General features: G+C 45.8%; 10 protein-coding genes. 7 read left to right on the top strand and 3 right to left on the bottom strand.

Going from position 1 to position 13,576, the window contains the following annotated elements; translation table 11 throughout:
- Positions 1-149 precede the first annotated feature (149 nt).
- Positions 150-950 carry a DUF475 domain-containing protein gene (locus PBAL39_RS18370; protein ID WP_008244307.1) on the top strand — a complete coding sequence of 267 codons (801 nt, stop codon included), beginning with the start codon at positions 150-152 and terminating at the stop codon, positions 948-950.
- A 97-nt stretch (positions 951-1,047) separates the two neighbouring features.
- Here the strand turns inward: PBAL39_RS18370 and PBAL39_RS18365 are convergent, their stop codons facing one another.
- Positions 1,048-2,286, bottom strand: coding sequence for a hypothetical protein (locus PBAL39_RS18365; protein ID WP_008244305.1), 1,239 nt, complete (start codon positions 2,284-2,286; stop codon positions 1,048-1,050).
- 355 nt (positions 2,287-2,641) lie between these two features.
- Here PBAL39_RS18365 and PBAL39_RS18360 point away from each other — a divergent pair, with 355 nt between their 5' ends.
- Together PBAL39_RS18360 and PBAL39_RS18355 are read left to right on the top strand one after the other, a co-directional pair.
- The gene (locus tag PBAL39_RS18360) at positions 2,642-3,058 is read left to right on the top strand and encodes a response regulator (RefSeq protein ID WP_008244303.1); all 417 of its coding nucleotides are present in this window, start codon (positions 2,642-2,644) and stop codon (positions 3,056-3,058) included.
- A 237-nt stretch (positions 3,059-3,295) separates the two neighbouring features.
- Positions 3,296-5,770 carry a glutaminase family protein gene (locus PBAL39_RS18355; RefSeq protein WP_008244301.1) on the top strand — a complete coding sequence of 825 codons (2,475 nt, stop codon included), beginning with the start codon at positions 3,296-3,298 and terminating at the stop codon, positions 5,768-5,770.
- A 185-nt stretch (positions 5,771-5,955) separates the two neighbouring features.
- Here the strand turns inward: PBAL39_RS18355 and PBAL39_RS18350 are convergent, their stop codons facing one another.
- On the bottom strand, positions 5,956-6,207 hold the full coding sequence (locus PBAL39_RS18350; RefSeq protein ID WP_008244300.1) for a hypothetical protein: 252 nt from the start codon (positions 6,205-6,207) through the stop codon (positions 5,956-5,958).
- A gap of 399 nt (positions 6,208-6,606) precedes the next feature.
- On the opposite strand from PBAL39_RS18350, the gene PBAL39_RS18345 reads away from it, so the two are divergent.
- From PBAL39_RS18345 to ligD, 4 genes are all read left to right on the top strand, one after another.
- Positions 6,607-6,849 carry a hypothetical protein gene (locus tag PBAL39_RS18345; RefSeq protein WP_008244299.1) on the top strand — a complete coding sequence of 81 codons (243 nt, stop codon included), beginning with the start codon at positions 6,607-6,609 and terminating at the stop codon, positions 6,847-6,849.
- Positions 6,850-7,451: 602 nt separating this feature from the next.
- The gene (locus tag PBAL39_RS18340; RefSeq protein WP_157274102.1) at positions 7,452-9,884 is read left to right on the top strand and encodes a response regulator; all 2,433 of its coding nucleotides are present in this window, start codon (positions 7,452-7,454) and stop codon (positions 9,882-9,884) included.
- A 192-nt stretch (positions 9,885-10,076) separates the two neighbouring features.
- Complete coding sequence (locus tag PBAL39_RS18335) at positions 10,077-10,472, top strand: PleD family two-component system response regulator (RefSeq protein ID WP_008244295.1); 396 nt, start codon at positions 10,077-10,079, stop codon at positions 10,470-10,472.
- Positions 10,473-10,542: 70 nt separating this feature from the next.
- Positions 10,543-13,269, top strand: coding sequence for a DNA ligase D (gene ligD, locus PBAL39_RS18330; RefSeq protein WP_008244294.1), 2,727 nt, complete (start codon positions 10,543-10,545; stop codon positions 13,267-13,269).
- Between the two features lie 105 nt (positions 13,270-13,374).
- Here ligD and PBAL39_RS18325 read toward each other — a convergent pair whose 3' ends face one another.
- Positions 13,375-13,557: a hypothetical protein gene (locus PBAL39_RS18325; protein WP_008244293.1), complete on the bottom strand. Its 183-nt coding sequence runs from the start codon at positions 13,555-13,557 to the stop codon at positions 13,375-13,377.
- Between the last annotated feature and the right edge of the window lie 19 nt (positions 13,558-13,576).

Genomic DNA, 13,576 nt, shown 5'->3' with positions numbered 1-13,576 from the left:
ATTTCAGCGCCTGTTGGTTTAAATTTCTGCTGAAAATTATCGGGGCCGTATGCTGAAGAATTGTATTTTTGCAATGTGTAACACACAACTTCACCGTTCCTGTAACACACAACCCATAATAAACAATCAACACTTTTCATCACCTATCAATGGATTTTTTACACACTATCTTGGGAGAGGACATTCAGGCCGGCCTCCTTATTATCCTGAATTTAATTGTTATAGAGAGTCTGCTCTCGGTCGATAATGCCGCAGTGCTGGCAACGATGGTCATGGACCTGCCCAAAGACCAGCGCGACAAAGCCTTGAAGTATGGTATTATTGGCGCTTATATCTTTCGTGGCATCTGTCTGTTGCTTGCTGCCTGGTTGGTTAAAATCTGGTGGTTAAAGCCGCTTGGTGGACTATACCTGCTATACCTGGCACTGGACTATTTTATGAAGAAAAAATCCAAAGGAGATGAGCATGAAGAGGAAATTGACAAAAGCAAAAGCTGGATCTACAAATCTACCGTTGGCCTGGTCGGCAACTTCTGGGCAACCGTTGCCCTGGTAGAAGTAATGGATCTTGCATTCTCTATTGATAATGTCTTTGCTGCGGTTGCATTCACAGAACACATCTGGCTGATTTATATCGGCGTATTTATCGGCATCCTGGCAATGAGGTTCGTTGCCCAGGGATTTGTAAAACTAATGGAGAAGTTTCCTTTTCTCGAAACTGTTGCTTTTATCGTGATCGGTGTCCTCGGCATCAAACTGACTTCCTCTATATTTACGCATTTCTACCCGGAGTCTACGGTGTCACACCTCATCGAAGGAGAAAAAACAGACTTGTTTGTGTCCATCTTTACTGTAGCGGTGTTCGTGATACCTGTGATTACTTCATGGTTATTCAACTTCCCTGTAAAACATGTCGTTTCCGAAGAGAAATCATCAGAAAACGCCGTTTAATTTGACATAAATACCCATGGTCGATATAAACGTCTATTTTACCTGACCAGGTCATATTTTATAAGCAAGAGGGAGACACAACGCAGGGTAGGTGCGACTACGCCGCTGGTTTCCCTCTTGTTTTTGGATGTGTAGCAAGTATGGAGGGGCTGTGGTTGCCGGTGAGTACCTTTTTCAATGCGTCTTTCCAGAATGTCGGCTCCTGATCTGATGCTGCTGACAGCTTTTTGTCGGACAATACAATTGGTTTTTTGTCCGCAATAATTTCCTCTTTCTGATGCTGATTTTCCTTTTCTTGTATGGCTGTATTTGCTGTGAGCAATTGCTCCAGTGCGGCCATTCTGGCCTTCAGTTCATGAAGTTCCGACTTCAGTGTCTCGTTTTCCTGTTGCTGCAATTGCAACTGTTCCAGCCCGTTTTTATCCTCCTTTTCCTCCCTGGAGCTCTTCTTCGCCGATTTCTTTTTCTCCGCTTTTACGGGGCTATCTTTAGTTTTTTTGTTTACAACCGTGTTTTTAGTTTTGGTCTTCTTTCTAATCAGGGGATATTCATCGTCCACAAATGCAAAAGAGGTCTTCAACCAATCTTTAGGTTTATCTTTGAATACTCCGGGATTAATGCTGAAGTCGCAGATCATTGCCGGGCAGAAAGATTTACTGTTTAAGGATACCTGGAGGTTAGACCATTGTTTGTGGAAATGCAGCGCCATGCTGGTTACGCAATAACAGCCTTCAGGAACATCATAGGGCCATTCCATTGCAGTGGATGTCTTGTCGCTCCAATCCACAGCGAAGGTTTTGGTCATCTCTGTGTTCATGCGGCAGTGGTCTTTTGTTTTCAGGGATGCAATGTATACGGAGACAATGATGGTGCAGGAATCAGCCTCGGTAGGAAATTTTAGCGCCTTTTTGATGTCGAATTCAGGGATGTTTACGGTAAGCTTCCCATCCTTAAGGTTAACCTGTGGCATTACATGTAGATTTTCTTTCAAAGGGGAGGATTCATTGAGCTCAAATCCGTTCATTGGTTTGAAGCTGTCTTCAGGAAAATCAAAGTTCCCGGTGACTTTATCACGGTGTTTGAGCAGGATTGCGGTCATCGCCTTATTCATCCTGTTGACCAGGGCACCGTCATGAATAAAGTGAATCGGATACATCCGTCTCCTAAGGATGGCGCTGAACCTGCTGCCCAGACCAAATACGGTAGAAACATTTTTAGTCGCATTGCTTTGCCTTACCTCGAATACGCGCTGTTTAACCACCTGGATGTCCCTCCAGGAGCTAAATGTTACCGGACCTACTGCTCCGGTAATGACTTTACCTTTTACAATTCCCATATGATTAATATTAACTATGTATAATCTCCGGGGTAAATATACACACTCAAGTTAATAAATCAATAGTAAATAGATTATAAATAAGGGTTGAGTCCACGTTTTTTTCGGTAAAGCTGCTCTTAACGTGAACTAAAGGTGGACTCAACGTGGAGTCATATTAACGGTCGTATAGTGTTCGTCCCGATCTAAAATAGCTGTGCACTGGGGGTAGGAGAAGCATTCTTCCTCTGGTAGGTAGCTATTGTTCCCTTAACGATTGGATTTAGAATAGTGACGAGGATCATCTTTTTTCATGTTTTTCTTACTTTTTGCAGGGAATGTAAATCCATATCTTTATACAACGAGAAAATAAATTATGACAACGTTCGAAAGATCCGGATTTGCTTATCAGGGGGACATTAACGGAAAGAAAATCCTGGTCATCGAAGATGATGATGAACTGCGGTCGGTGCTGGCTGAAATATTGATGATTAACGGCTTTCAGGTGATGAGCCTTGCTTATGCACTGGATCTGGTCAGCATCGCCATGGCGGTCACTCCTGATCTTATTCTGCTCGACTACCTCCTTCCTGGTGTTACTGGCGCCGAGCTGTATGCCAATCTTAAAAAACAACCTGCAACTGCAGCAATTCCTGTGGTCATCTGCTCGGCCTACGACCGTATGGCTATGCCACTTGCGAACGACAGCTGCGACGCTTTTATCGCCAAACCTTTTGAAACTAACGACCTGATCGGCACCATTCATGCCTGCCTGCATTCCTCGAAAAGATAGGATTTATAAAGATTGTCCCGATTTTTTAAAAGATTAAATTATATTGCGGGCAATAACCACATATAAATCAAATCATGCAGACCCCTTTTCTTAAGCTTCTGCAACAGGTAAACACTTGTAGAGGCGCCAGACATCCTGAAATTCCGTTATCTTCCTCAATTTTGCTAAAAGGTTTTTGTAAAGCATTTTAAGCGTTTTTTTAATTTAAAAATCAAAATAAATTATATTTTAGTACTCATGAAAAAAGTTAATGCGATAAAGATCCTCGCGGTACTGGCATGCACGGTTCCGGCCAGCTTCGTCAAGGGGCAGGAGCGGAAAGCACCCGCCTATCCGCTCATTACACACAATCCGAATTTCAGTATCTGGTCTTCTACAGATGGCTTAAATGAATCGGCTACACAGCATTGGACAGGTGCCGACCATTCTCTGTTGGGAATGATCAGCGTTGACGGTAACCTCTACCGTTTTCTGGGAAAAGAAACAGCAAGTTACAAAACCCTTGTTGCTGCTTCTGACGAGAAAGCTTACGACGTAAAGTATACAGAGCAGGAACCCTCCGGCGACTGGCAGGCTGCAGGTTATGATGCCAGCAGCTGGAATACTGGTAAGGCCCCAATTGGGGACGATGCTAAAGTTGCAAAGACCTCCTGGAAATCACATGACATCTGGGTGAGGAGAACATTTGAGGTGGCAAACCCTGCTGCCATCAATGAGCTTTTTCTGAAGATTAACCACGATGACAACATCGACGTATACCTCAATGGAAAAAAGGTCTACTCTAAAGAGGGTTGGACCAACAACTTTACTTATATACCGCTGAGCAATAACGATAAAAAAAGCCTGAAGGCTGGTAAAAATACAATTGCCATCCACCTGATCAATACAGCAGGCGGACGTTTCCTGGATTTTGGACTGGTTGAAAAAATAAAAAACAAGGCGGCTGCGGTACAACTTGCAAAGCAAAAAAGTGTTGACATCAAAGCCACCCAGACCATCTATAATTTTAGCTGTGGCAAGGTCGACCTGAAACTGACCTTCACTTCGCCGCTGCTGATGAACGACCTTGGTCTTTTAGCCCGCCCGGTTTCTTACATTTCCTACCAGGTGCAGGCGAATGACAACAAGGTGCATCAGGTGAAAGTTTACCTGAGTGCTTCCTCAGACATTGCCGTATATCGCCCTTCGCAGCCCGTAACGGCAACCAAATACAGCACCGCGAAATTATCGGTACTTAAAACAGGTACAGCAGAACAATCTATCCTTGGAAAGGCTGCTGATGACATGCGTATCGACTGGGGTTATTTTTATGTGGCGGTACCTAAGAGCACTAAAGCGCTTCAGTTTGTAACTGCCCAGAATGAAACCATGAATGCTTTTGCAAAGGGCACAGCGACCAGCAGCCTGACGAAAGGTAAATCCCTGGCGCTAAACACCATTATTCCTTTTGGAGCAGTGGGTAAAACGCCGGTGAGCAAATACCTCGAGCTGGGTTACGATGAGATCTTTGCCATCCAGTATTTCAAAAAGAACTTAAAGCCATGGTGGAATACCTCTGGAAAGGAAACCATTGAAGGTCAACTTACCGATGCCTCAAATGAATACCAGTCGGTCATGCAGAAATGCGCCGCTTTTGACGAGTCGGTGTATGCTGACGCCTTGAAATCGGGCGGTAAGGAGTATGCTGACCTTTGTGTGCTGGCTTACCGTCAGAGTATTGCTGCACATACATTGGTGAAAAGTCCTGAGAAAGAGATTCTTTGGTTGTCAAAAGAGAACAACAGCGGTGGTTTCATCAATACTGTCGACGTGACTTACCCTTCGGCACCATTGTACCTGATCTACAATCCTCAGCTGCTTCAGGGTATGCTGAACGGAATTTTCTATTTCAGTGAAAGTGGTAAATATCCACACCCATGGGCAGCACACGATTTAGGTACTTATCCGCTTGCAAACGGCCAGACCTATGGTGAGCCAATGCCAGTGGAGGAGTCTGGTAATATGATCATCCTGACTGCTGCAATAGCTAAGGCGCAGGGCAATGCCAACTATGCCAAGTTACATTGGAAAACGCTGACTACCTGGGCAGATTACCTGACTAAAGAAGGACTGGACCCTAAAACTCAGCTCTGCACGGATGATTTTGCCGGTCACCTGGCCAGAAATGCAAACTTATCGGTGAAGGCCATCGTCGGCATCGCCTGTTATGCACAAATGGCGGAAAGCCTTGGTTATGATGATGTGGCAAAGAAATACAGGGCCATCGCAGAAAGCATGGTACCGAAATGGATAGAAATGGCGGATGCAGGTGATCACTATGCACTGACATTTGATGATAAAAACACCTGGAGCCAAAAGTATAACCTGGTTTGGGATAAAGTTTTAGGACTTGACCTGTTCCCTCAAAAGGTGTACGATACCGAAGTGAAGTACTACCTGGGTAAACAGAATAAGTTTGGTTTGCCGCTGGACAGCAGAAAGGCGTATACCAAAAACGACTGGATCCTCTGGACTGCAACCTTCACCAGCAATGAAAGCGACTTCAAAGCGCTGGTTCACCCGGTATACAGACACTCCATAGAAACAGAGTCCAGAGTACCTCTGAATGACTTCTATGATTCCAATACAGGTATCCGCGATAACTTTAAAGCACGCAGTGTGGTTGGTGGATTTTACATGAAAATGTTTTCCGATCTGCTGAAAACAAAATAAGGTTTAAACCTGCAAATGAAAAATGGGCTGTTCTTGTAGGACAGCCCATTTTGTTTACTGATTTTTTTAGGTTAGCTCCATATGTGAATGATCAATCCGGAGCATTTCATAAAAGCCATTCCAGGCTTCTTTTGTACTAAAGTGGCATTGTACAAATTGAAAGCTTTAGCAGGATGAAAGCTGTTCTAGAGCGAGAGCGACTTCTTTACTGCAGCATGAAAGTTCTGCACGAGCAAGTCAAGGTCAGCTCTGGAGAGCAATCTCGGATTTTGATATTGTTTCGCTATAGTTTCCCCATCAACGGTCAGTTCACCATTCGTCGTGTGAATGACAAACGCGTCGTCGCGAAAAAAGAAAGAATCGTAAGTGCCTATGTTAGGGCTAATTTGTGAAAGTCTGTAGGTAAGTTCGTGAAAGATGAAGACAGGATAATTCATAAGCCAAAAGTTTAGGGTTAACGGATATTCACTATAAAATTATCACTTTGGAAATGGATATTTGCATGCTTAACATAAGCTTAATATCATAACCTCCTGAACGCTGTCATGTGGCTTTAGGTAACGGAAAAGAAACGTCTACTTAATGTGAATTTAACACTAAATTAACCTTTATAGCATTGATGCCACAGGTATGGGAGATCAGGACTGACACCAATCTGCCTTTCGCATTTTTGAAAAAACCCTTACTGTGGATGCCAGCCAGAACGATTTCATGCGATCAGTATAAGTACTGTAACATATATATTGCCCAATAAACTGATGTTAAATTCCTGTTCGTATTTAGTTTTTGTTAACTTAATGATAATTTAGTGCTTACCCTATCTTCCTTATCTTTGCATGATGCAATTATCGGTCTATGTGATCTATGAGCTGCTTATCCGACTACAGGTGCTTAATCCTGCAGTGGGGGAGTATCTGACTTATAAAAAAATCAACGGTGGCATTTCTGTACGTACAACAACAGGACATTTCAATATCGCAGACGTGGTGTTGGACAAACAATTTCATCGTCCGGAGCTGGTTTCTACTGAGGAGCTGTCGGCATTACTGGAATCCTTCGAATTTGATCGCAAAACCTAGATGAGGAACTTTGCCCCAGAGTTAGGGCTGAGCTGTGGCCTGTCTTGCGGCCCTGATCAGGAAGTCCTCCTCGGGAGTCATGATTTTCCGGACAGGGTATCGGCCGACTTTAATAACAGCGCTTGAACTGTAACCGATTGTACCGTCACATCGTAAGTGATGGATTCATTCGCCACCCGTAGCTGGAACAAAATGGTGGGTACTTACCTGGCACATTTTACGGCTTTAACAGCGGGCATGAAGCCCGAATAATCTTATGCTGCTGCAATAATTTTAATCCTTTCAGAAAAAAAGGTAAGTTTTATTTTGTTTTAGAGTTTTAAGGAATATATTTGCCTGGCATTTTAATGCTTTTATAGATCAGTGAAAAAAGGTGTTTGCAACATAGGCTGCATATCAACCAGGACTTAATATGGTATTTTGACATAATATAGGGGACGCCGTAGATAAGCTGATCCAACTTGTATCAGCTTTCTACGTGCAATATTTTTGTGTTTTTGTATGCTTTGCGCTTTATCGTAAAATTTTTTTTCTCAGGATGTGCAGGTTTCAGCTGAAAGTATTTAAATTGTAGTTGGCTGTTTAATTTAATGTATAGCAATATGCTGCCTGTTCCAGAGAACGAAAAAGCACGTATAAGTGCTTTAAAAAATTATGATATCTTAAATTCAATTTCAGAATTGGAGTATGACAGGATCACGCAGCTGGCTGCCATCATCTGCAATGTTCCCATTTCGCTCATTACACTGATTGATGAGACCAGGCAGTGGTTTAAGTCCCGCACAGGTCTGGAGATCAGCGAAACACCGCGGGAAGTTGCCTTTTGTCAGTATACGATCATGGATAGGGAGGTTTTTGAAGTCCCTGATACCTGGAACGATGAAAGGTTCCGTTCTAATGTTCTGGTGACCGGTGATCCAGGCATTCGTTTTTATGCAGGATATCCGCTAACGGACCCGGATGGTTATGCGCTGGGTACGCTTTGTGTAATCGATAGGAAGCCAAACCAGCTGACGCCACAGCAGCATACTGCACTCAGGTTGCTCAGTGCAGAAGTGATGCAGCTGATTGTCGAGCGCAGGCAGAAAGAAGAACTTAAAAATTTTGAAAAGATCTTCAGGCTATCCAACGACCTCATTTGCGTGTCCGATCACCAGGGATTGCTGAAACGTGTGAACCCATCTTTTAAAATGCTGCTGGGAATTGATCCGGAAAGCATGCTTGGCCAGTCGCTATTTGAGCTCGTTCATCCGGAAGATCTTGAGGAGACGTATCAGAGGATGGAGCATCTTGGTTCGGGTGAGGCCATCGTCAATTTCATCCACCGGGTGCGGCATACTTCAGGCGCGTATATCGATATACAATGGACCGTGACACCCGATCCCAGCACGGGCGACCTCTTCGCGATCGGGCGTGACATCACTGAAAAGAAAGCGCAGGAGCGGCACCTGAAGCAGGCGATCGCTATGGCTGAAGAGGCGAGTATTGCGAAGTCGGAGTTCCTGGCCAACATGAGTCATGAGATCAGAACCCCTTTAAACGGCATCATCGGGTTTGCGGACCTGGTGCTGAAGACGGAGCTCAGTGAGGTACAGCTCCAATACCTGACGGTCGTCAATGAATCTGCGAACTCACTGCTGGCCATCATCAACGACATCCTGGATTTCTCGAAGATTGAAGCAGGCAGGATGGAGCTGCATCTTGAGGCGAGCGACCTGCATGAGCTGAGTTGTCAGGCCGCAGACATCATCACTTTTCAGATTCAGCAAAAAGGAATTGAGATGTTATTGAACGTGCCCTTGGATCTGCCAGAGTCGATCTGGACAGATCCCCTGCGTTTGAAGCAGGTGATCATCAACCTGTTGAGCAATGCGGCGAAGTTTACCGATACCGGTGAAATCGAGCTGAAGATCGAGGTGCTGGAGTATCTTTCTGCTGAGGCGGCGCGGTTTCGGTTTAGTGTCAGAGATACGGGGATAGGCATCAAACTGGAGAAGCAGCGTGAGATTTTTGAGGCTTTTGCGCAGGAGGATGTCTCTACAACAAAAAGGTATGGTGGCACGGGACTGGGCCTGACGATTTCCAATGAGCTGCTGGCCCTGATGGACAGCCGGCTGCAGTTGATGAGCAGTCCCGGTGTAGGCAGCACGTTCTTTTTTGATGTTACGTTGGGGTATGAAGCAGGAGAGCAGCGGTCCTGGGACCACATCGGGATGATCAGCTCAGTGCTGGTCGTGGACGACAATGAAAATAACCGCCTGATCCTACAGCAGATGCTTTCTTTAAAAGGCATTCACACGACAACTGTAAAAAATGGATTGGAGGCATTGGACATGCTGGCTTCTGCCAGTACTTTTGATGTGGTGCTGATGGACCATCACATGCCTTACATGAGTGGGATTGAAACGGCCAGGAAAATTCGTGAAAATATACATGGAAATGCAGCCGCGGTGCCCATTGTCCTGCTCAGCAGCTCTGCGGATGCAAGTGCTGTCGTCAGGGAATGTGACGAGATCAACATTCAGCACCGGCTGATCAAGCCTGTGAAGTCAGCAGACATCCTCCATGTATTTTCGAGACTACATCAAAAGATGGAACGCCGGGAAGCACTACGTACACCTCAGTTGATTGAGGTATTGACCACGCAGCCGCTGGTCATTCTCATTGCTGACGATAACCCTGTCAATATGATGCTGACGAGAACAATTCTCAGGAGAGCAGCCAGTAATGCAACAATTCTGGAGGCAAAAAATGGCGAGATGGCGTTGGCGCATTACAAACAGCATAAACCTGATTTGATTTTTATGGATGTACAGATGCCATTGATGAGTGGATATGAGGCCACAGTAGAAATCAGGAGTATGGAAGATGGAAAACACGTACCGATTATTGCCCTTACTGCAGGCAAGCGCATCGGCGAAAGGGATAAGTGTATTGCGGTTGGTATGGATGATTTTCTGGTGAAACCCGTGGTAGAAGAGATGATCAGGATGATGTTGCTGAGGTGGATGCCTGAAAAAGAAAAACGGGAATAATCACTAGTGACTATCCCCGTCTTAAATTAACGCTCTCGGGTACAAAGGTAACAACATAATTTGTTGTGCAAAATTTTTTGTGGCTTTTATTTTTAGTGACGACACCTGATTGGTGGATATGAGGTTGATTGAGGATAAATAAAACCCTGCCCCCGATAAATTGTTATATCAGTATCCAAATAATTTTAACTGATGCAGGCAATGACTCAAAGGGCCAGAATTCTTGTTGTGGAAGATGATCACGAGCTGACCACTATTTTAAAAGAGATTTTTAACGAAGTAGGCTATGAGGTGGTGACACTGAATGATGCCCGGGATATTGTTCCACTGGTGCGGCAGATCCAGCCATGGGTGGTGCTGATGGATTATCTGCTCCCCACAACGAATGGCGGTGAGCTTTGTCGCCAGATCAAGCAGGACAAAACTACACAGCCTGTACCGGTCATCATCTGCTCAGGATTGGCTAGTGATGAGCTTCCCCTCGCGGAGATTGGCTGCAATGGATACCTTCCCAAACCCTTTGATCTGGATGAGCTCGTGAGGCAGGTGGAGAAAGCCATGCGTGGTCACAAGGCAGATTTGCCCTAAGATCGCATCGTAGTATTGATAGAAAACTATTCTAAAATACAGGTGTTGTCTTGCTATTATTCTAATTGTTATGGGACTACAAGAATATAAGCAGAAACGCGATTTCAAGAAAACAGCGGAACCCAGCGCCGGTCGGTCTGAGGATGATAAAAAGTTACATTTTGTGATTCAGAAGCATGATGCATCCCGCCTGCATTATGATTTCCGGCTGGAGATGGATGGGGTGCTGAAAAGCTGGGCCGTTCCTAAAGGCCCCTCCACAGACCCTTCTGCAAAGCGGCTGGCCATGATGGTGGAGGATCATCCCTACGACTATAAAAATTTTGAAGGCATCATCCCTAAAGGGGAGTATGGAGGGGGAACTGTGATTGTGTGGGATGAGGGTACCTACGAGCCCATAGAAAAGATCAAAGGTAAAATGGCCCAGGACAAATACCTGCGGGACCAGCTGAAAGCAGGATCGCTGAAGGTCGTACTGCACGGTGAAAAGCTAAAGGGCGAATTTGCCCTGGTCAGAACCAACGGTATGGGGGAGAACAGCTGGCTCCTCATCAAACATAAAGATAAATATGCGTCCACTACCGACATCACAAAAAAAGACAAGTCTGTATTGTCGGGAAAGACCATTGACAAAATGGAGAAAAGCAGCGACAAGGTGTGGAAGGATGGTGAAGAAAAGGAGCTGAAGCACTTGCAGGAAGGAAAAGAGGCTGATCTCGAAAAAGCAAGAGGGGTAACTGTTACAAATGTTCCTGCGGACATTAAGGCATTGCTGAAAAAGGCACCAAAGGGAAAAATTCCGATCGGCATCAAGCCCATGCTCGCGACACTTGTGGACGCGCCGTTCGACAAGGACGACTGGCTCTACGAGGTGAAATGGGATGGTTACAGGGCACTGGGCTTTTCACTGAAAAACGGTGATGTGCAGTTGCTTTCCCGCAACAATAAACAGTTCAATGAGCGTTTCTATCCCATCTATGAACTCATGCAAGGCTGGAAGATGGATATGGTAGTGGATGGTGAGATTGTTGTGCTCGACAAAAAAGGACTGTCCAGTTTTGGCGATCTGCAGAACTGGAGGAGTGAGGCAGATGGCGACCTTGCCTACTATGTGTTTGACTTGCTCTGGTATGAAGGGAGGGACCTGAGGGAGCTGCCACTGAAGCAGCGACAGGCAATTCTTGCAAAGGTGCTTCCTGCGGATGATGACCGCATCCGGTTGAGCCAGGTGTTTGAAGCAAAGGGAACAGCCTTTTTCGCCGCTGCACAAAAGATGGGGATGGAGGGCATCATCGCGAAGAAGGCCGATAGCGTCTACGTTACCAGCAACAGGTCTTCCGACTGGTTGAAAATCAAGGTCCAGAAGCGTCAGGAGGTCGTGATCGGGGGCTATACTAAAAATGCGGATACCGCGAAAGCCTTTAGTTCGCTTCTGCTGGGGGTATATGAAAATGGCAAACTGCAATACGTAGGTAAGGTGGGCACCGGATTTAACCAGAAACAACAACAGGAAATGATGACGCAGTTTAAGCCGTTGGTGATCCGGAAAAGCCCTTTTGAGGAAGTTCCTGATGTCAATAAGCCTTCCCGGTTCAGGCCCGATCCGCCAAAAGCAAAAGCGACCTGGCTGGAGCCTGAGCTGGTGGCAGAGGTATCATTCACGGAGATCACCGCGGATGGTGTATTCAGGCATCCCTCGTTCAAAGGGATGAGGGAAGATAAACAGGCAAAGGAAGTCGTTCGGGAGGTAGCTGCGGAGAGTAAAGCTGCGGTCGTCGACCTGGATGTTCCCAAGGCATCCCTCAAAGCCGATGCCGAACATGCCAAGGCTGTCCGGCCACCAAAGGCGACCGCAAGGAAGACCTTACTGAACCCCAAAGATGAAACCCAAACCCGCAAGATCAAAGGGCATGAGCTGAAGTTCACGCACCTCAGTAAGGTGTACTGGCCGGAGGATGGTGTGACAAAACGTGACCTCTTCAACTATTACTATCAAGTGGCGGAATATATCGTCCCTTATTTAAAGGACAGGCCGATGTCGTTGAACAGGTATCCCGGAGGGATTAAAGGGAAGGGATTTTACCAGAAGGATGTCAAGGGAAAGGCACCGGAATGGGCGGAAACCTTTCCCTACAAAACCGATGATGGAGAGGCCAAAGAATACCTGCTCGGCAACGACGAGGCTGCTTTATTGTGGATGGCCTCTTTGGGCTGCATCGAGATGAACCCCTGGTTCAGCAGAGCGGCATCTCCGGATCATCCCGATTATTGTGTAATTGACCTGGACCCCGACAAACAAAGTTTTGACCAGGTGATTGAAGCTGCGCTGACGGTTAAGGACATCTGTGATCAGATGGAAATCCCCAGCTTCTGCAAAACATCCGGCTCAACAGGGATACACATTTACATCCCCCTCGGGGCGAAATACAGCTATGACCAATCCCAGATGTTTGCAAAGATCATTGTGAGCCTGGTGCAGCAGCGGCTGCCCGATTTTACCACACTGGAAAGGACGGTCGCTAGCCGTAAGGGTAAGATGTACCTTGACTTTCTGCAGAACCGGCCGGGAGCAACCATCGCCGGACCATACTCGCTGCGTCCGAAACCCGGGGCAACGGTTTCTATGCCATTGCTGTGGGAGGAGCTGAAACCAGGCTTGAAGATGACGGACTTCACCATTTTTAATGCCCTTGAACGGCTGAAGAAAAAAGGTGACCTGTTTAAAGGTGTGCTGGGTAAGGGTATCGACCTGGAGAAGGCTGTAAAAAAAGCGAAGCAGGTATTTGGAGAAGCATAATCACCACCGCACCATTGAAAAAAACATAAAAAAGCTGCGCCAATTTATCATTTGGCGCAGCTTTTTTATGAAATGTAATGAGCTATTGGCGTATTGATATGGATGCTAATAGCCCTGTGTGGCCCGATCCGTCAGGTCATTTTTTGCGGCTTTAGCCTTTTCAATCCATTCCGGTGCTTTTTCTTTCAGGTCGTCTATTACTGAGCGGCCATTGACGTCTTTTTTTGTCAGATATTTAACAGCACCGTATACTGCGGCGCCAATTAATGCGGTTTTGAATAATCCCATAGTCTTGTAAGTGATTTAA

The sequence above is a fragment of the Pedobacter sp. BAL39 genome, assembly GCF_000170795.1.
Lineage (GTDB): Bacteria > Bacteroidota > Bacteroidia > Sphingobacteriales > Sphingobacteriaceae > Pedobacter.
Note: the sequence above shows the minus strand (reverse complement) of the source record. Positions and strands in the feature narration are given on the sequence as shown.

Coding starts and splice junctions, on each gene's coding strand:
- PBAL39_RS18355 (WP_008244301.1), top strand. CDS start 3,296: ATGAAAAAAGTTAATGCGATAAAGATCCTCGCGGTACTGGCATGCACG.
- PBAL39_RS18350 (WP_008244300.1), bottom strand. CDS start 6,207: ATGAATTATCCTGTCTTCATCTTTCACGAACTTACCTACAGACTTTCA.
- PBAL39_RS18325 (WP_008244293.1), bottom strand. CDS start 13,557: ATGGGATTATTCAAAACCGCATTAATTGGCGCCGCAGTATACGGTGCT.
- PBAL39_RS18370 (WP_008244307.1), top strand. CDS start 150: ATGGATTTTTTACACACTATCTTGGGAGAGGACATTCAGGCCGGCCTC.
- PBAL39_RS18360 (WP_008244303.1), top strand. CDS start 2,642: ATGACAACGTTCGAAAGATCCGGATTTGCTTATCAGGGGGACATTAAC.
- PBAL39_RS18365 (WP_008244305.1), bottom strand. CDS start 2,286: ATGGGAATTGTAAAAGGTAAAGTCATTACCGGAGCAGTAGGTCCGGTA.
- PBAL39_RS18345 (WP_008244299.1), top strand. CDS start 6,607: ATGATGCAATTATCGGTCTATGTGATCTATGAGCTGCTTATCCGACTA.
- PBAL39_RS18340 (WP_157274102.1), top strand. CDS start 7,452: ATGCTGCCTGTTCCAGAGAACGAAAAAGCACGTATAAGTGCTTTAAAA.
- PBAL39_RS18335 (WP_008244295.1), top strand. CDS start 10,077: ATGCAGGCAATGACTCAAAGGGCCAGAATTCTTGTTGTGGAAGATGAT.
- ligD (WP_008244294.1), top strand. CDS start 10,543: ATGGGACTACAAGAATATAAGCAGAAACGCGATTTCAAGAAAACAGCG.